The organism is Bacillus mycoides, from assembly GCF_018742245.1.
Lineage (GTDB): Bacteria > Bacillota > Bacilli > Bacillales > Bacillaceae_G > Bacillus_A > Bacillus_A cereus_U.
This window is the reverse complement of the sequence record NZ_CP036132.1, coordinates 3445329-3462847: the sequence shown is the minus strand read 5'-3', so window position 1 is coordinate 3462847 and position 17519 is coordinate 3445329. Positions and strand designations below refer to the sequence as shown.

The following is a 17519-nucleotide window of genomic DNA, read 5'->3' as shown; positions in this document are numbered from 1 at the left end:
AGTACTTTTAAAGAAAGTTCTCTTTTTTTATTGATTAAATACAGAATATTATGTATTTTTTATTTAAACTGTTAAAAAGAAAGGGGAATTTCTATGATAGAAACATGGCATAAAGAATTGGAAAGTTTATATAATCAAATGGTTTCGTGGCGAAGAGATTTTCATCAATACCCAGAGCTATCGTTTCAAGAAATAGAAACACCGAAAAAAATAGCTGAAATTTTAAAAAGTTTTCATATTGATGTGAAAACAGATGTCGGGGGAAGAGGGGTAATCGGCGTAATTGAAGGTGGAATACCTGGGAAGACGATGGCGCTACGTGCTGATTTTGATGCACTACCTATTCAAGATGAAAAGAAAGTTTCATATAAATCAAAGGTTCCTGGTGTAATGCACGCTTGTGGCCATGATGGACATACAGCAACACTTTTAGGAGTTGCAAAAATATTAAGTGATAACAGAGACCAACTTTCAGGAAAAATAGTCCTTATTCATCAACATGCAGAAGAGAAAGAGCCTGGCGGAGCAATTGCCATGATTGAGGATGGTTGTTTAGAAGGAGTAGATGTTGTTTTTGGTACACATTTATCTTCTCAGATGCCTTTAGGAATTGTTGGAACGAAAGCTGGAGCAATGATGGCGGCAGCTGATACTTTTGAAGTGAAGATTCAAGGGCGAGGCGGTCACGGTGGTATGCCACATCATACTGTAGATGCTATTATCGTTGCAACACAAGTTATTAATCAGTTGCAACTTTTAGTGAGTAGAAAAGTCGATCCACTTCAATCAGCAGTTTTAACAGTTGGTACATTCCATGCCGGGCAAGCCGATAATATTATTGCGGATACTGCTACATTTACAGGGACAATTCGGACGTTAAATCCTGAAGTTAGAGAATTTATGGAGAAGGAATTTAAACGAGTTGTTGAGGGGATTTGTCAGTCTCTTCATGCTGAAGTTAATATTCAATATAAACGGGGTTATCCAATATTAATAAATCATTTAGATGAAACGAGTCATTTTATGGAGATTGCGAAACGTGATCTTGGAAGAGACAGAGTCATTGAAGTACCACCGATTATGGGTGGAGAAGATTTTGCATATTATTTAGAACATGTTCCAGGAGCATTTTTCTTTACAGGTGCGGGGAATGAAGAAATAGGAGCAATATACCAACATCATCATCCTCAATTTGATTTTGATGAACGTGCGATGTTGGTTGGTGGGAAGTTACTTTTAAGTCTCGTAAATAGTTATTTGAGAGATGGAAAAGAATCTCTTAAAACTTTAGATGTGAATACGACAAAGTAATTTGCATAATAAAAAACAACAATAGGTTATTTGACACTCCCACCCTTAAAGGGGCAAGTTGACTAATGTCAGTGGGATTCTTGTTACCAAAGGAGAAGTCCATTTCTGGTATCGCTGACGTGCAAGATTGCGGTGTGCCATCACCACTCTCACGACAGACCATATAGGTTCGTGAGCTAGGTACTATCAGCATACCGTACAGATTCGTGTTCCGATGTTTTAGCGCCTTGTTCTTGACGTCACATATTATTTTACCTATAGCATGAATTCGGCTATCGAACTTCCTATGATATCTTGTTTTCGAAGAATGGTATATCCAATCATTGCTAGAAAAGATTCATATATAAGTAAAGAAACAAGTAATTACTATTAGCATAGTGGAAATACACTTTTTTCTTGACTTTTTATATGAAGGAGAGCAGAATGGTAAAAAAGGAAGGGGGGATGATGATGGAAGAGTACGTATTAGAGCTGTATAACCTGTTATATACGACAGAATGGCAAGATATTGTTTCGTTTCTTGGGATAGTATTTTGTATGAAAATTATAATCGTATATGTGGAAGAGCAAGGTGTGTTCTATTCCTTCTCATCCCCGTTCGAGTTGCAACGTGAACCGTTGCTAAACTATGCCAATAGAAATGATGAACAAATTCCTTTTGTTATCTTCTTTATGATTCGTTTTATAACAGCGATCGTAAAGAAAAAGGAAAGTGATGATGAAGAGTGCCACTCAACTTGTAATATAGCGAACGTTTTTTAAGCTAAATACAAGGAGGAGATTTACATGTGGTTTCGATTTCTTATGATTGGTTTCTTTTCATTAACAGCAATTACATTAATGGGATATCAAGTGTCTGAAATTTTTCAAGCATATAGCAGTACGTTTTTTAACAAAAACTAATCGCATTGCTATTTGAATAATAAAGCGATAAAATCCTTCTTAAGAAGTATTGTTAAGAAGGGTTTTTTCTTTGCCCTGTCTTACTGTGTCAAACTATTGTCACATTTACACCGTGAATAATATGTTAAAATAGTGAGGTTAATTATACATATTTGAAAGAAGAGGAGTGACCAATTTGGTGGATCAATCAACAAATCAGAAAAGCTATGCTCCTATTGTGATAACGCTTTCTGTAATTGTAAACGCGATTATTTTATTTTTGTTCTTTGGACCTGTTGGCTATGAAGGAGAATTACATTTTGATGTAACTATCTTACCAATGTTAAATGCAATTTTTAATAGTTTTACGTTTGTATTTTTATTAGCAGCTTTATTCTCTATTATTAAAAAGAACGTAAAAATGCACCGTGGTTTTATTCTTGCAGCATTTACAACGACTTTATTATTTTGTGTGTCATATTTATCGTATCATTATTTGGCGCCAGCAACACATTTCGGTGGAGAAGGATTCATTAAATATGTGTATTTCTTCATTTTAATTACACATATTTTCCTTGCAGCAATTATTGTACCACTTGCATTGTTCGCACTTGTATTTGGTTTTACGAACCAATTAACACGTCACCGTAAAATTGTACGTTGGACGATGCCGATTTGGTTATATGTAAGCTTATCTGGTGTTATTGTTTACTTAATGATCTCACCTTATTACCAATAAAAAGTCTCAGCCTTTGAAGTGACCCCCGAAAGTTAGACAGGTCGTTTCATTAGGCAGCTTCTAGGGTATGAGCCCGGTATTGTACCGGGCTCATACCCTTTAATTTTGCCTTAATTCTTTTATGATTATAGTATTCTATATACTTTGCTAATTCTTGTTTGAAATGTGTTATACTTTCAAATTCTTTTCGATACAGAAATTCTGATTTCATGATACCAAAGAAATTTTCAATAACGGCATTGTCATAACAGTTTCCTTTGCGAGACATACTTTGAGTAATGCCACAGTTCTTAAGAGAATGACGGTATTGTTTCATTTGATAGTGCCAACCTTGATCAGAATGAATGAGGAGTTTATCCTGATCTGTTATACGTTCAAAAGCTTGATCTAACATCGTTGAAACAAGGGAATAGGTCGGTCTTGAACCAATTGTATAGGTAATAATTTCACTATTAAACAAATCCAACATTGGTGATAAGTATAACTTCTCCCCAAATAACTTAAACTCCGTAATATCTGTAACCCACTTTTCATTTGGTTTTACAGCTTGGAAGTTGCGATTTAAAATATTTGGCGCAATTTTCCCAACTGTCCCTTTGTAAGAGCGATATTTTTTCATACGAACAAGACATTTTAACCCTAATTCTTTCATAAGGCGATACACTTTTTTATGATTTACTTTGTGTCCACGATTCATAAGTTCATCACGAATACGACGATACCCATAACACCCATCGTGTTCATTATAAATAGCTTGAATCAGTTCTTTTACTTCTGCATTTGGATCAGGACGATTGAACTGTTTCATCCAGTAATAGTACGTACTACGTGGAATGTTTGCGAGTTGAAGTAACTCCTTGACAGGAAATTCATGCCTTAACTCATAGATTACTTGCGCTTTGTCTTGTTTGGTGATTTTTCCTTGTTTTGAACTAAGGCATTCAACTTTTTTAAATATGCATTTTCCATCCGTAAACGCTCATTTTCGGCTTGTAGTGCTTCTATTGAACCTTCTACTACTGGTTTTATTTTTTTATCTTTCATGGTTGGACGCCCCTTTTTCTTTGATTGTAGGGCATCCAATCCTCCTGTTTCATAGGCTATTTTCCATTTCCGAAGTGTTTCATAAGACGGAATATTGAAAAGCGCCGCTGTTTCTCTGATAGATGTCCCGTGTTCATTCATATAATAAAGTACATCTAGTTTATACTGAGCTGAGTATAATGTATAGCACTTGTCAAAGGCCCTTTCACCTGAAGATTCATATCGTCTAATCCACTCACGAATTAAAACAGGAGTAACTCCTATAGATTTAGCAATTGTTTTTCCACTCTCTGAACCATCTAAATATCGTTTCACCGCTTGGATTTTTTCTTTTGAAGAAAATTTAGCCATAAAAAATGCACCTCCAATTGTTAGACCGTGTCTAACAATTGGGGTGCACTTCACTTTAGGCTGGGACTTTTTTGTTAAGCAAATATTTTTGTGATATGAAAAAAATATGGTATATAAAAGTATAGTTGCTTTTCATAAGGAAGGGATGGTAAAGGTATATGCAAAATTTTGTATTTCGTAATCCAACGAAACTTATTTTCGGTAAAGGACAGTTAGAACAGTTGAAAACCGAAATTCCACAGTTTGGTAAAAAAGTTCTTCTCGTATACGGAGGAGGAAGTATTAAAAGAAACGGTATTTATGATAATGTAATTTCTATTTTAAAAGATATAAATGCGGAAGTATTTGAATTGACAGGTGTTGAACCGAATCCTCGTGTATCAACTGTAAAGAAAGGGATTCAAATTTGTAAAGATAATGATGTTGAATTTATTTTAGCGGTTGGAGGAGGAAGTGTAATCGACTGTACGAAAGCAATTGCAGCTGGTAGTAAGTACGATGGAGATGTATGGGACATTGTAACGAAGAAAGCATTTGCTAGTGAGGCGTTACCATTTGGTACTGTGCTTACTCTTGCCGCGACGGGCTCTGAAATGAATGCAGGATCAGTAATTACAAACTGGGAAACAAATGAAAAGTACGGATGGGGTAGCCCTGTTACTTTCCCGCAGTTTTCGATCTTAGATCCAGTTCATACTGCATCTGTACCGAAAGATCAAACAATTTACGGTATGGTAGATATTATGTCGCACGTATTAGAACAATATTTCCACCATGGAACAAATACAGAACTACAAGATCGTTATTGTGAGTCTGCTTTAAGAACAGTAATTGAAACAGCTCCTAAGCTGTTAAATGATCTAGAAAATTATGAGCATAGGGAAACAATTTTATATTGCGGAACGATGGCGTTAAATGGGATTTTAGCAATGGGAGTAAAAGGAGACTGGGCAACTCATAATATTGAGCATGCAGTTTCTGCTGTTCATGATATACCACACGGGGGTGGCCTTGCGATTTTATTCCCGAACTGGATGAAGCATGTTGTAGATGAAAATATAAGTCGTTTTAAACAGTTCGCTATTCGTGTATTCGATGTAGAAACAGATGGGAAGACCGATAAAGAGATTGCATTAGAGGGAATTGAGGCATTACGTCAATTTTGGACTTCGATTGAAGCGCCAGTAACATTAGCTGATTACGCTATTAGAGAAAGTGAAATTGACTTAATGGCGGATAAAGCGATGGCTTATGGTGAATTCGGTAACTTTAAAAAATTAAATAAAGATGATGTTCTTGCAATTTATAAAGCTTCTTTATAAGTGAAGCGAGAGAAGAAACCTATTTGATTGTTGTATCAAATAGGTTTCTTTTTTGTTGTTTATAACCGATTGTGATTGTTAATGATTATTTTTGGTTGTTTGTGGTTGATTTTTGTGATCGTTTTCATTATACTGTAATCAAAGAAGAGGTGAAGAAGATGTTAACTCCTGAACGTCATCAAATGATACTACAACTTGTAAAAGAACAAAAAGTGGTTAAATTACAGCAATTAGTGGAAAGAACAGAAAGCTCTGAGTCGACAATTCGTCGTGATTTAGCACAATTGGAAAAACAAAGGTTATTAAAAAGAGTTCATGGTGGTGCATCTGTTTTAACAGGAAAAGGACAGGAGCCCACGATGATTGAAAAATCATCCAAAAACATTCAAATAAAACAACAAATTGCCAAGTATGCGGCTAGTATTGTTGAACAAGGGGATTGCGTTTATTTAGATGCAGGAAGTACAACATTTGAAATGATTCCATTTTTAATAAACAAAGATGTTACTGTCGTAACGAATGGACTTATGCATATTGAAGCTTTAGTTGAAAATAATATTTGTGCGTATTTATTAGGCGGGATGATGAAGAGTAGGACGAAAGCTTTAATTGGTGCTATGGCACAGGAAAGTATGCAGAAGTATCGTTTTGATAAATGTTTTTTAGGAGCTAATGGTGTACATGAACAGTTAGGGTATACAACGCCAGATCCAGAAGAAGCACTCTTGAAACAAATGGCATTAACATTAGCGAACGAAGGGTATTTCTTAATTGATGAAAGTAAATTTTCAGAAGTTGCGTTTGCGAAAATTGCAAATGTTGAAGATGCAAGCATTATTACAAACCATTTAGAAATTGATTTAGAAAAATATAAAAGACAAACCAATGTAATTGAGGCTGATAAACAATGATCTATACAGTTACTTTAAACCCATCTATTGATTATGTAGTACAAGTTAATTCTTTCGATTTAGGAACAGTAAACCGAGCAGAGAAAGATATGAAGTTTCCTGGAGGAAAAGGGATTAATGTTTCTCGTGTTCTTCATCGTTTAGGTGTTGAAAATGTAGCGCTTGGATTTACGGGTGGATTTACTGGTCAATTTATTAAAGATGTATTGCATGGTGAAGGTGTAACAACGAACTTCGTCCAAGTAGATGGAGATTCTCGAATTAATGTGAAAATAAAAGGGCAAGAAGAAACAGAGTTAAATGGACAAGGTCCTATTGTGACAAATGAGCAATTTGAACAATTGATGAAAAAAATCGAAAGTATGCAATCTGGAGATTGTGTTGTACTAGCTGGAAGTGTACCTTCTTCTATTCCAACTACCTTTTATGAATCAATCGCAGCGTTTGGAGCCGAAAAAGGTATTCGTGTAGTAGTAGATGCAAGTGGAAGTGCACTGCAGTATGTAACTAAAAATAAGCCATTTTTAATAAAGCCAAATCATCATGAACTTGGTGAGTTATTCGGAGTGGAGCTTTCAACAGTAGAAGCCATTTTGCCGTATGGAAGAAAATTAATCGAACAAGGTGTAGAGCACGTTATCGTATCAATGGCAGGAGATGGAGCTTTATTATTTACGGCAGAAGGTATATATGAAGCAACTGTTCCAAAAGGTGTTGTAATTAATTCAGTTGGGGCAGGAGATTCTCTTGTTGCAGGATTTGTAGGTAAATATGAACAGACAAAAGATATTGAAAAAGCATTTCAATATGGTGTTGCAACGGGGAGTGCAACAGCATTTTCAGCAGATTTATGTACAAAGGAAAAAGTAGAAGAATTGTTGTCGCAAGTAGTTGTAGTTAAGCGATAGGGGGAAGCAACATATGAAAATTACAGAACTATTAAAAAGGGATACAGTCATTATGAATATGACAGCTTCAAATAAAGAAGCTGTCATAGATGAATTAGTTGAAAAATTAAATGGTGCTAATCGTTTAAATAATAAAGCTGAATTTAAAGAAGCTATTTTAAAGCGAGAGTCACAAAGTACAACAGGAATTGGTGAAGGTATTGCTATACCTCATGCGAAGACGAATGCCGTTAAACAACCATCGATTTGTTTTGGTAGAAGTGTAAGCGGTATCAACTATGAGTCGCTTGATGGACAGCCTGCACATTTATTCTTTATGATTGCTGCAAGTGAAGGGGCGAATAATACTCATTTAGAAACGTTGTCGCGTCTATCTACATTATTAATGGATGAAGGTTTTCGTAAACAATTATTAGAAGCAAAGGATGAAGAGGAACTTCTTCGTTTATTTGATGAAAAAGAGAATGAAAAAGAAGAAGTTGAAGTAGCAAAGCCAGAAGGGAATGAACCATACGTATTAGCTGTTACAGCTTGCCCAACTGGTATCGCTCACACATATATGGCTGCGGATAGTTTAAAAGCAAAAGCAGCAGAGTTAGGTATAGCCATTAAAGTTGAAACGAACGGATCAACAGGTATAAAGAACGGTTTAACGAAAGAGGACATTGAACGCGCAACAGCGATTATTGTTGCGGCAGATAAACAAGTAGAAATGAACCGTTTTGCTGGAAAACATGTCATTCAAGTGCCGGTTGCTGATGGCATTAGAAAAACTGAAATCCTTCTTAATCGAGCTGTAAAACAAGATGCACCAATCTTTAAGGGTGTAAAAAAGGATGGGGAGGCAGAAAGTGTAGAGAAAGAAAAAGGGCTGGGAATTTATAAGCATTTAATGAGCGGTGTAAGTAATATGCTGCCGTTCGTTGTTGGTGGTGGAATTTTAATTGCGCTAGCGTTTTCGGTTGGTGGTATTAAGGCAGAAGGACCTTTAGCTGAATTGTTCATGTCTATTGGAGGAGGAAAAACAGGTGCGTTTTTATTCCTTGTACCAATTTTAGCTGGATTTATCGCGAGTTCTATTGCTGATCGACCTGGTTTTATGCCTGGTGTTGTAGGTGGGTTTTTAGCAGCACAAGCGAATGCGGGATTTTTAGGTGGATTAATTGCTGGTTTCTTAGCTGGATATGTTGTTTTAGGATTGAAAAGATTATTTTCAGGATTACCAGTACAGTTAGAAGGAATTAAACCTGTGTTGTTATATCCAGTCTTTGGATTGTTGATTACAGGAGTTGTTATGCAAAAAGTAGTAAATCCGCCTGTAGTAGCATTAAATGAAATGTTAACAGGATGGTTAAATGGTTTGAGTGGTACGAATGCTATATTATTAGGCCTTATTCTAGGTGGTATGATGGCAATTGATATGGGGGGTCCAATTAATAAAGCTGCATTTACATTTGGTATTGCTGCAATAGAAGCAAAGAATTTTGGAGTGCACTCTGCTGTTATGGCTGGTGGTATGGTACCGCCACTTGCGATTGCATTAGCAACTACATTCTTTAAAACAAAATTTACAGAAGCGGAACGTAAATCTGGTTTAACAAATTATATTATGGGAGCGTCGTTTATTACAGAAGGTGCTATTCCATTTGCCGCTGCTGATCCGGTACGTGTAATTGTAAGTTGTGTTGTTGGTTCAAGTATCGCGGGTGCCTTATCTATGTTATTCCAAATTACATTGCCGGCACCGCATGGTGGATTGTTTGTTATTGCATTAGTGAATAAACCGTTGCTATATATTTTCTCTATATTAATTGGGACGATTGTTTCAGCTATTATGATAGGTGTTTGGAAGAAGAAAGTTAAATAAAAGATAAAAAGGGACAGCTAATAGGAGTTGTTCCTTTTTCGTTACAAAAAGTAATTAAATAATTGGATTATGATGGATTTTGGTAAAAGATGTAATGAAAAGTGATTTTTTTGTAACAAAAAAGTAATACTGTAATTTTTTCTGGAAAAAAATTCTTATACTAATGTGTGAGAAATATATGAAAACTATTGCTAATTTTGGTGGAAATACAATTCTTTAATATGGAAATTTATGTTACAAATCATTAATCGTTTATTACGAATGCTTTGTAATTGTGTGATTTTCGAAATTCTACAAAAAACTGTTGCTATAATGAGAACACGAAAACAAAGCAAATGGAGGCTATTCATGAAAAAATTATTAGGTATAGCAACAGCAGCAGTTTTTGGTCTTGGGATTTTTGCAGGTTCTGCTAAAGCGGAAACGATTGTAACGACAGATGTATTAAACGTTAGAGAAAACCCAACTGTAGAATCAAATCTTGTAGGTAAAATGTTAAGTGGAAATAAATTAGATGTTATAAATACAGAAAACGGATGGTCCAAAATTAAATTAGATGGCAAAGAAGCGTTTGTAAGTGCTGAGTTTACGAAAAGTTCTTATTATGTAACAGCAAACGTATTAAACGTTCGTGCTGGAGCGAATACTGATTCAGAAATTCTTGGCACGCTTAAAAAAGATGACTTGATTGAAACGACAAATCAAGTACAAAACGAATGGTTACAATTCGAATATGGTGGGAAAGCGGCGTATGTTCACGTACCATTTTTAACAGGTACAGCACCTGTTATTGAAAGAAAAGAAGTTCCAGCTCAAGATGAAGCGCCAACTAAGGAGAAAACGGCGGTTAAAAATGATACATCAGTTAAGGAGAAAACTCCGGCTAAAAATGATACGGCAGTTAACGGAAAAGAATCTGTTAAAAGTGGAGCATCAAGTAAACCAGTAGCACAAGCTAAGCCAGCAGCTAAGCCAGTGGCGAAATCTACTGAAACAAGTGCACCTGCTGGTGGCCGTGAAATAACAGTAGAAGCGACAGCTTACACAGCCAATCCGAGTGAAAATGGCACATATGGTGGTCGTGTGTTAACTGCGATGGGGCATGATTTAACAGCGAATCCAAATATGAAGGTTATTGCTGTTGATCCGAAAGTAATTCCTCTTGGATCAAAAGTGTGGGTGGAGGGATATGGAGAAGCAATTGCTGGAGATACTGGTGGCGCGATTAAAGGAAACCGTATTGACGTTTTAGTTGGGTCAGATGGCACTGCTGATAGTTGGGGTCGTAAATCCGTTAAAGTGAAAGTTATAAAATAATTTATTAAAATAAAAAACGGCTGCTTGAAAATGTCTAAGCGGCCGCTTTTTTTATATAAGAATTATTGAAAAGGGTAAATTGTTTTACCTGTAATAATTTTATACGCGGTGCAAAATTGAGTTTGCATATACTCTGTATTTTTATTTTCTGGATGTAACGCTGTTTCTTGAAGAGTAGAATGAAAGGAACGTAGTAAACAATTTAGTGCGAAATATAATTCTTCTTGTGAACAATTTTGTTCTTTTGTAGCGGTAGCTAAAATAAGGTCTTTTATTAATAATGGAAAATCGATAGTCGCTTGTTTCATAGTCACTGCACCCTCTCCCGAGCTATTTTTTATCATGTATATGCAGAATTGGACAAGCTATGCTCTTTTTTTATGTATAATTTCATGTACTAGATTCAAAGAACTTGCAATCATGCCGTTAAAATTGGTAAGATTGGGTATAATCAATAGATGGAGTATATTACATAAAGAGAGTTGAATGATATGGGAGAAGTGCAACGTGAAAAAGTTGCTGTCATCATTGGGCCAACTGCTGTCGGGAAGACGAAATTAAGTATCGATCTTGCAAAAGCGTTGAATGGTGAGATTATTAGTGGTGATTCCATGCAAATTTATCGTACGATGGATATCGGGACTGCAAAGGTGACGACAGATGAGATGGACGGAATTCCGCATTATATGATTGATATAAAAGATCCGGAAGATTCATTTTCTGTGGCGGAATTTCAAGAACGTGTCCGTAAGTGCATTCGAGAAATTACTGAGCGCGGGAAATTACCAATTATTGTTGGTGGAACCGGTCTCTATATACAATCTGTTCTATTCGATTACCAGTTTACAGATGAGGCTGGGGACGCTACATACCGAGAACAGATGGGAAAATTAGCATTAGAACGCGGTGTGGAATATATACATAAAAAGTTGCAAGAAGTAGATCCAGAAAGTGCGGAGCGTATTCATGCCAATAATGTAAGGCGTGTTATTCGGGCGTTAGAAATTTTTCACACGACGGGTGAAAAAATGAGTAACCAGCTCGAAAAACAAGAAAGTGAGTTACTGTACGATGTTTCATTAGTTGGCTTGACAATGGATCGAGAAATGCTATACGATCGCATTAACTTACGTGTTAACCTAATGATTGAACAAGGTTTATTAGAAGAAGTAAAAGGTCTACATGAAAGAGGAGTGCGAGATTGTCAATCTATTCAAGCGATTGGTTATAAAGAGATATATGATTATTTTGAGAATCGTGTATCTTTAGAAGAAGCGGTATCACAATTAAAGACGAATTCACGCCGTTATGCAAAACGTCAATTAACGTGGTTCCGTAATAAGATGGATGTCGCGTGGTTCGATGTTACTGATGGTGAAAAAACGTCAGAAATTTTACGATACATAGAAGGAAAGCTACAACTAAAGTCGAATAATAGTAAGTAGAGAAAAAGAGGAGGATTCGACATGAAGCAATCAATCAATATTCAAGATCAGTTTTTAAATCAACTCCGTAAAGAGAATACGTTCGTTACGCTGTACTTATTAAATGGTTTCCAGCTTCGTGGATTAATTAAAGGATTTGATAATTTTACAGTCCTGCTGGAAACAGAAGGTAAGCAACAGCTTATTTATAAACATGCAATTTCTACATTTGTACCACAAAAAAATGTTTCGATTGAATTAGAGTAGTAATGAATTATTGTACATAACAAAAAAAGAGCGAGTTTCTCGCTCTTTTTTTTATTTGTCATAAACAATAAATAGTGAAATTTAAGCGATTCTAAATACAGTAAGTCGGATGTTAGTGTTGCCTGTTTCGGGAATTGTAATTTCGCTAAGGGTAGATTTGACAGAAATATTTGTGCTAGCTGCTAACGTTTCAATTGTAGTAAATGAAAGTGAGTCGCCTATTAGATTTGAAGAGAAGTTGTCAATTGCGACTGCTCCATTTATTGAAATTCCTACTCCGAGCGGAGCACATCCTGGTGCAGTTGTAGAGATGGATACGCTAATTACATAAATACCAGCGTTGATAACAGTAACTGTATCTGTGCCGTTGAAGATAATATTGTTTGCGTTAAATACTGTATGAAAAATGAAGTTGTTAAATTGGAGTACAGTTTGTTGGATGTTGTTTGTTACAACGATTGTCGCTACTGGGAAGCTAGGTCCAGTAGGTCCGGTAACTCCTATACCAGTAGCACCCGTTGGTCCTTGAACACCTTGAGGTCCAGTAGCACCCGTGTTACCTTGAGCACCTTGAGGTCCGGTAGCACCCGTGTTACCTTGAGCACCTTGAGGTCCAGTGGAACCAGTGGCACCCGTGTTACCTTGAACACCTTGAGGTCCAGTGGAACCAGTAGCACCTGTGTTACCTTGAACACCTTGAGGACCAGTGGAACCAGTGGCACCCGTGTTACCTTGAACACCTTGAGGACCAGTGGAACCAGTGGCACCCGTGTTACCTTGAACACCTTGAGGACCAGTGGAACCAGTAGCACCTGTGTTACCTTGAGCACCTTGAGGTCCGGTAGCACCCGTGTTACCTTGAGCACCTTGAGGTCCAGTAGCACCCGTGTTACCTTGAACACCTTGAGGTCCAGTAGCACCCGTGTTACCTTGAACACCTTGAGGTCCAGTAGCACCCGTGTTACCTTGAACACCTTGAGGACCAGTGGAACCAGTAGCACCCGTGTTACCTTGAGCACCTTGAGGACCAGTGGAACCAGTAGCGCCCGTGTTACCTTGAACACCTTGAGGGCCAGTGGAACCAGTAGCACCTGTGTTACCTTGAACACCTTGAGGACCAGTGGAACCAGTAGCACCTGTGTTACCTTGAACACCTTGAGGTCCAGTGGAACCAGTAGCGCCCGTGTTACCTCTAGGACCAGTGGAACCAGTAGCGCCTGTGTTACCTCTAGGACCAGTGGAACCAGTAGCACCTGTGTTACCTTGCGCACCTTGAGGACCAGTGGAACCAGTAGCACCTGTGTTACCTTGAACGCCTTGAGGACCAGTGGAACCAGTAGCGCCTGTGTTACCTCTAGGACCAGTGGAACCAGTAGCGCCTGTGTTACCTCTAGGACCAGTGGAACCAGTAGCGCCTGTGTTACCTCTAGGACCAGTGGAACCAGTAGCACCTGTGTTACCTTGAACGCCTTGAGGTCCAGTAGCACCCGTGTTACCTTGAACACCTTGAGGACCAGTGGAACCAGTAGCGCCCGTATTACCTTGAGGTCCAGTAGGTCCAGTAGGTCCAGTAGGTCCTCTGCCGAACGAAGCTGAATTAACTAGAGTAGTTTGTAACTCTGCAATTAATTTAAGGAGTTCTTGGAGTGTACAAGGGTCAATTCGGAATAGCTTTGTAATGTATAGTATATAATTAATTAGGTTTTGAAGTTCAATAAATACAGCGCTTGCTACAAATGTTGGATTTTTTAATATAGTTATTAAGTTTTTAATGATGGCTAATCCTTGCGCTTTCAGAGCGGAAGTAGTGTCTAGTGAACAAATGAATTTGCTTAGTAGGTGCAATGTATCTATTAGATCCTCTATGTTTTTGGGAGATGGATTGGCGAAAAGTTTAGGGATTATTTTTATTAAATCGTTAATGATTGCGCGGAATGTTCTAATTTGCGCTTTAGTAATTGGAATCGTTGGGGTAGTTGGAATGCGTCCAGCGCTAGTTGGAAAGCATGGATTGGAGTATTTATTTTGATTGTCGTTAAAGCGAGACATTAAATCTCTCCTTTCTAATAAGAATGTGAACGAAACTCATCATAGTAGATGCAGGGAGTAGTTAAATGGTCATAGTGAAATGTATTGTTTCGAGAAAAAAATAAAAAAACGCCTTATTATAGGGCGTTTTTTTTATTTTCAGCATATTGATAATACCGTTTTAGTGAAATTTTTGATTTGAAGCCAACTAATTTTATGATCTCTGGCTCTGGGGTTTGTTTTTTTATTAGGCGTAAAATAAACGTGTTCCGGAAATGCTGTCCAGAAATGCCTTTACGTAAATTCGCTCTTGCTACTTCAAGTCGGATCATTTTTTGAATAGCGATTTCTGTTAGTGCTTTTGGTGCGTCGTTTTCATATACCCATCTGTATGTTCCGCGGTTAAAATCGAATGCAACAAACAACGGGTCATTACTATGGTATTTAGGACGAACTGGTTCTGGAATACTTTTATAATATGTGTACAGTTGTTTTTTGTCTTCGGTTGCTAAGGGGATTGTTCTTTCTACTCCTGCGGTTGCTGGAATAGAAAGTGTATTAGTTTCAAAATGAACGTGATGCATAGTTAATGCTGTAAGTTCTTGTAAGGATAGTCCGTAGTCGATTAATAGACTTAAAATGGCAATATTACGATCCATTAATAACGGACGAACAGGACGTTGTTTTTCTGAAAGTCCTTCTAATGAAGTGACTATATGCTTTAATCTTTTTTCTTCATCGGATGAAATGAAATCTTCATTACGCAATGCGCGGTTTGGTTGAATAGTAATTTCCATATTCTTTAATGGATTTGGAATGTTAAGAAAATGATGCATTCTATTTAATACAATAAATACACGATGCATTGTTTTCTCAGAGTAGTGTCGATTCTTTTTTAAGTCTGAAAAGTAATCTTCATAGTCTTTTGTACAAAGTGTTGCCCATATATTACTGGAAGGGAGCTTTTTGTTTTTTTCTAACCAATGTCCAAAATCTTCAATGTCATAAACATAACGTTTAATGGTTGAAGACTTTCGGCCTTTATTCAATAAAAAAATAGAAAAGGCTTGTATTGTATCATGGAATTCCGTTGTTTCCATAGTCCCACCACCTTGATTATTTCTTATATTATAGCAAACTTTTCTGAAAATAGGCATTTGCAAGAGGGACTGGAATAATAATATTTGGTGAGTGGATAAAATGAGGTGATTGTATGGAACAATCGATGCGTAAGAAAAATAACAATCAAATTAATATTGTATTAAACCATCGAAAGAAAATTTCGTTACCGGCATCAGAAAATAAAACGGTAATTTCAAGTGAAACCACTACTAAACATGAGATGTTGCAGAGAATTGAAGAAGAGATGGGAAAACTTGTTGGGATGGATGATATAAAAAAGATAATAAAAGAAATTTATGCTTGGATTTATGTAAATAAAAAAAGGCAAGAGGTGGGATTGAAGTCTGAGAAGCAAGTGCTTCACATGTTATTTAGGGGGAATCCGGGTACTGGGAAGACAACCGTTGCTAGAATGATAGGGAAATTGTTGTTTGAGATGAATATTTTATCGAAGGGGCATTTAGTTGAAGCTGAACGTGCTGATCTTGTAGGTGAGTATATCGGACATACAGCACAAAAGACAAGGGATTTAATAAAGAAGGCTATGGGAGGGATTTTATTTATTGATGAGGCGTATTCATTAGCGCGGGGTGGAGAGAAGGATTTTGGGAAGGAAGCTATTGATACACTTGTGAAGCATATGGAAGATAAGCAGCACGGTTTTGTATTAATTTTAGCTGGATATTCAAGAGAGATGAATCATTTTCTTTCATTAAACCCAGGATTACAATCTCGTTTTCCGTTTATTATTGAATTTGCGGATTACTCGGTAAATCAGTTGTTGGAAATTGGAAAGAGAATGTATGAAGAACGTGAATATCAGTTGTCGAAAGAAGCAGAGTGGAAATTTAGAGACCATTTACACGCGGTAAAGTATTCGTCACAAATTACATCGTTTAGTAATGGGCGATACGTACGGAATATTGTTGAAAAATCAATTCGAACACAAGCTATGCGATTGTTACAAGAGGATACGTATGATAAATATGATTTAATTGGGATATCAAGTATGGATTTGATGCTTGAAGAGGAGACGCACAGTACGTAAACTGTGCGTCTGTTTTTTGATGTATAAGTACGTTACTCTTTTTTCGCTTTTTCTTGGTAAGATTTATGGAAGCGTTCCATTTTAGCGCTTTTTTCGTGTGCTGAATTAGGATCGTGTGTAATTTGGTCTACTGAGCTTTTTTGAGCACCTTTATTAACATGGTTTGTCATTTGTATTCACCTCGCTTTAAAAGTTAGTATGAACATTATGTAAAGAAAAACTCGTTAGAAAAGAAAAACCTCTTTACGATATGTAAAGAGGTTAGAGCGCTATTTATGCATTGAACGTTCCTTTGTATCAATACGTCTATGCGGTAAATGCCATTTGTAATGAATAGAAATCATGCGGAAGCAAACAATTAAAATGAATAAGGTGTATAGAGCCCAATCGCTAACGATAATTTTAGCGCCAATTAAGAACCCTGCTAAAATCGTCCAAAACGCATATACGTCAGCTCGAAGGACAAGAGGTTTTCTGCGAGCTAAAAGGTCGCGAATAATACCGCCGCCGATGCCTGTTAAAACAGCAGCTACGATTGTAGCGCTGATTGGTAAATCTAGTTTTTGAGCATATAGTGCTCCTTGTACAGCGAATGCTGATAAACCGATGGCGTCCGTGATGTTTTCCCACTTTTTCCAATGTCTAATTAATTTATTTGGAAAAAGAAAAATAATCGTCATTGATAATAGTGCGATTTGGAATAACATGTCTTGTTGCCAAAATGCGACGATTGGATAACCGATTAATAAATTACGAAGGGCACCTCCCCCAAATGCGGTTGCCATTCCTAAAATATATACCCCGAAAATATCATAATCTTCTTCCATTGCAACAATGGCTCCGCTTAGTGCGAAGGCGATTGTGCCTATGATGCTAAAAATCTCCCATGCCATGAATTTTCTCCCCCGCTAACTAGATGAAATATGCTTCCTCTGCTATTATATTAGAAGGTTTAAATTTCGAAAAGGATGAGTGAAC

Annotated in this window: 17 protein-coding genes; 11 read left to right on the top strand and 6 right to left on the bottom strand. The window is 37.0% G+C overall.

Features of this window, described 5'->3' with window-relative positions; translation table 11 throughout:
• Positions 1 to 93 precede the first annotated feature (93 nt).
• The 3 genes from EXW56_RS17640 (at position 94) to EXW56_RS17630 (ending at position 2932) form a co-directional block, all read left to right on the top strand.
• Positions 94 to 1311 (top strand): M20 metallopeptidase family protein, encoded by a 1218-nt coding sequence (locus tag EXW56_RS17640; RefSeq protein WP_215596822.1) that lies wholly within the window; start codon positions 94 to 96, stop codon positions 1309 to 1311.
• Between the two features lie 423 nt (positions 1312 to 1734).
• Entirely contained in the window at positions 1735 to 2073 is a 339-nt protein-coding gene (locus EXW56_RS17635) for a hypothetical protein (RefSeq protein WP_002199598.1), read from the top strand.
• Positions 2074 to 2389: 316 nt separating this feature from the next.
• Entirely contained in the window at positions 2390 to 2932 is a 543-nt protein-coding gene (locus EXW56_RS17630) for a DUF420 domain-containing protein (protein WP_000228313.1), read from the top strand.
• A gap of 49 nt (positions 2933 to 2981) precedes the next feature.
• On the opposite strand, the gene EXW56_RS17625 is transcribed toward EXW56_RS17630, so the two are convergent.
• A protein-coding gene (locus tag EXW56_RS17625) for an IS3 family transposase (protein ID WP_215596794.1) occupies positions 2982 to 4327 on the bottom strand; the annotation gives its coding sequence in 2 pieces (ribosomal slippage) (positions 2982 to 3886 and positions 3886 to 4327; 1347 coding nt in all).
• Positions 4328 to 4485: 158 nt separating this feature from the next.
• Between EXW56_RS17625 and EXW56_RS17620 the strand changes: the two genes are divergently transcribed.
• The 5 genes from EXW56_RS17620 (at position 4486) to entD (ending at position 10652) form a co-directional block, all read left to right on the top strand.
• Complete coding sequence (locus EXW56_RS17620; protein WP_002199599.1) at positions 4486 to 5649, top strand: iron-containing alcohol dehydrogenase; 1164 nt, start codon at positions 4486 to 4488, stop codon at positions 5647 to 5649.
• Positions 5650 to 5807: 158 nt separating this feature from the next.
• Positions 5808 to 6560: a DeoR/GlpR family DNA-binding transcription regulator gene (locus tag EXW56_RS17615; RefSeq protein ID WP_002111269.1), complete on the top strand. Its 753-nt coding sequence runs from the start codon at positions 5808 to 5810 to the stop codon at positions 6558 to 6560.
• Positions 6557 to 7468: a 1-phosphofructokinase gene (gene pfkB, locus EXW56_RS17610; protein WP_002160825.1), complete on the top strand. Its 912-nt coding sequence runs from the start codon at positions 6557 to 6559 to the stop codon at positions 7466 to 7468. Before EXW56_RS17615 ends, pfkB begins: the two co-directional genes overlap by 4 nt.
• A gap of 13 nt (positions 7469 to 7481) precedes the next feature.
• Positions 7482 to 9335 carry a PTS fructose transporter subunit IIABC gene (locus EXW56_RS17605; RefSeq protein ID WP_002111267.1) on the top strand — a complete coding sequence of 618 codons (1854 nt, stop codon included), beginning with the start codon at positions 7482 to 7484 and terminating at the stop codon, positions 9333 to 9335.
• A 348-nt stretch (positions 9336 to 9683) separates the two neighbouring features.
• Positions 9684 to 10652: a cell wall-binding protein EntD gene (entD, locus tag EXW56_RS17600; protein ID WP_199692794.1), complete on the top strand. Its 969-nt coding sequence runs from the start codon at positions 9684 to 9686 to the stop codon at positions 10650 to 10652.
• A gap of 62 nt (positions 10653 to 10714) precedes the next feature.
• Here entD and EXW56_RS17595 read toward each other — a convergent pair whose 3' ends face one another.
• On the bottom strand, positions 10715 to 10960 hold the full coding sequence (locus tag EXW56_RS17595) for a hypothetical protein (RefSeq protein ID WP_002199601.1): 246 nt from the start codon (positions 10958 to 10960) through the stop codon (positions 10715 to 10717).
• Between the two features lie 183 nt (positions 10961 to 11143).
• On the opposite strand from EXW56_RS17595, the gene miaA reads away from it, so the two are divergent.
• Both miaA and hfq read left to right on the top strand, forming a co-directional pair.
• A complete protein-coding gene (gene miaA / locus EXW56_RS17590) occupies positions 11144 to 12097 on the top strand; it encodes a tRNA (adenosine(37)-N6)-dimethylallyltransferase MiaA (protein WP_098988348.1) in 954 nt (317 codons plus the stop codon).
• A 21-nt stretch (positions 12098 to 12118) separates the two neighbouring features.
• A complete protein-coding gene (hfq, locus tag EXW56_RS17585) occupies positions 12119 to 12343 on the top strand; it encodes an RNA chaperone Hfq (RefSeq protein WP_000813896.1) in 225 nt (74 codons plus the stop codon).
• An 81-nt stretch (positions 12344 to 12424) separates the two neighbouring features.
• Here the strand turns inward: hfq and EXW56_RS17580 are convergent, their stop codons facing one another.
• Both EXW56_RS17580 and EXW56_RS17575 read right to left on the bottom strand, forming a co-directional pair.
• Entirely contained in the window at positions 12425 to 14392 is a 1968-nt protein-coding gene (locus EXW56_RS17580) for a Gly-Xaa-Xaa repeat protein (RefSeq protein WP_215596821.1), read from the bottom strand.
• A gap of 116 nt (positions 14393 to 14508) precedes the next feature.
• The gene (locus EXW56_RS17575; protein WP_002111260.1) at positions 14509 to 15471 is read right to left on the bottom strand and encodes a tyrosine-type recombinase/integrase; all 963 of its coding nucleotides are present in this window, start codon (positions 15469 to 15471) and stop codon (positions 14509 to 14511) included.
• 113 nt (positions 15472 to 15584) lie between these two features.
• On the opposite strand from EXW56_RS17575, the gene spoVK reads away from it, so the two are divergent.
• A complete protein-coding gene (gene spoVK / locus EXW56_RS17570) occupies positions 15585 to 16541 on the top strand; it encodes a stage V sporulation protein K (RefSeq protein ID WP_002111259.1) in 957 nt (318 codons plus the stop codon).
• A gap of 32 nt (positions 16542 to 16573) precedes the next feature.
• Here the strand turns inward: spoVK and EXW56_RS17565 are convergent, their stop codons facing one another.
• Together EXW56_RS17565 and EXW56_RS17560 are read right to left on the bottom strand one after the other, a co-directional pair.
• Positions 16574 to 16711: a hypothetical protein gene (locus EXW56_RS17565; RefSeq protein WP_002111258.1), complete on the bottom strand. Its 138-nt coding sequence runs from the start codon at positions 16709 to 16711 to the stop codon at positions 16574 to 16576.
• 99 nt (positions 16712 to 16810) lie between these two features.
• Positions 16811 to 17434, bottom strand: coding sequence for a trimeric intracellular cation channel family protein (locus tag EXW56_RS17560; RefSeq protein ID WP_002111257.1), 624 nt, complete (start codon positions 17432 to 17434; stop codon positions 16811 to 16813).
• Positions 17435 to 17519: the final 85 nt, after the last annotated feature.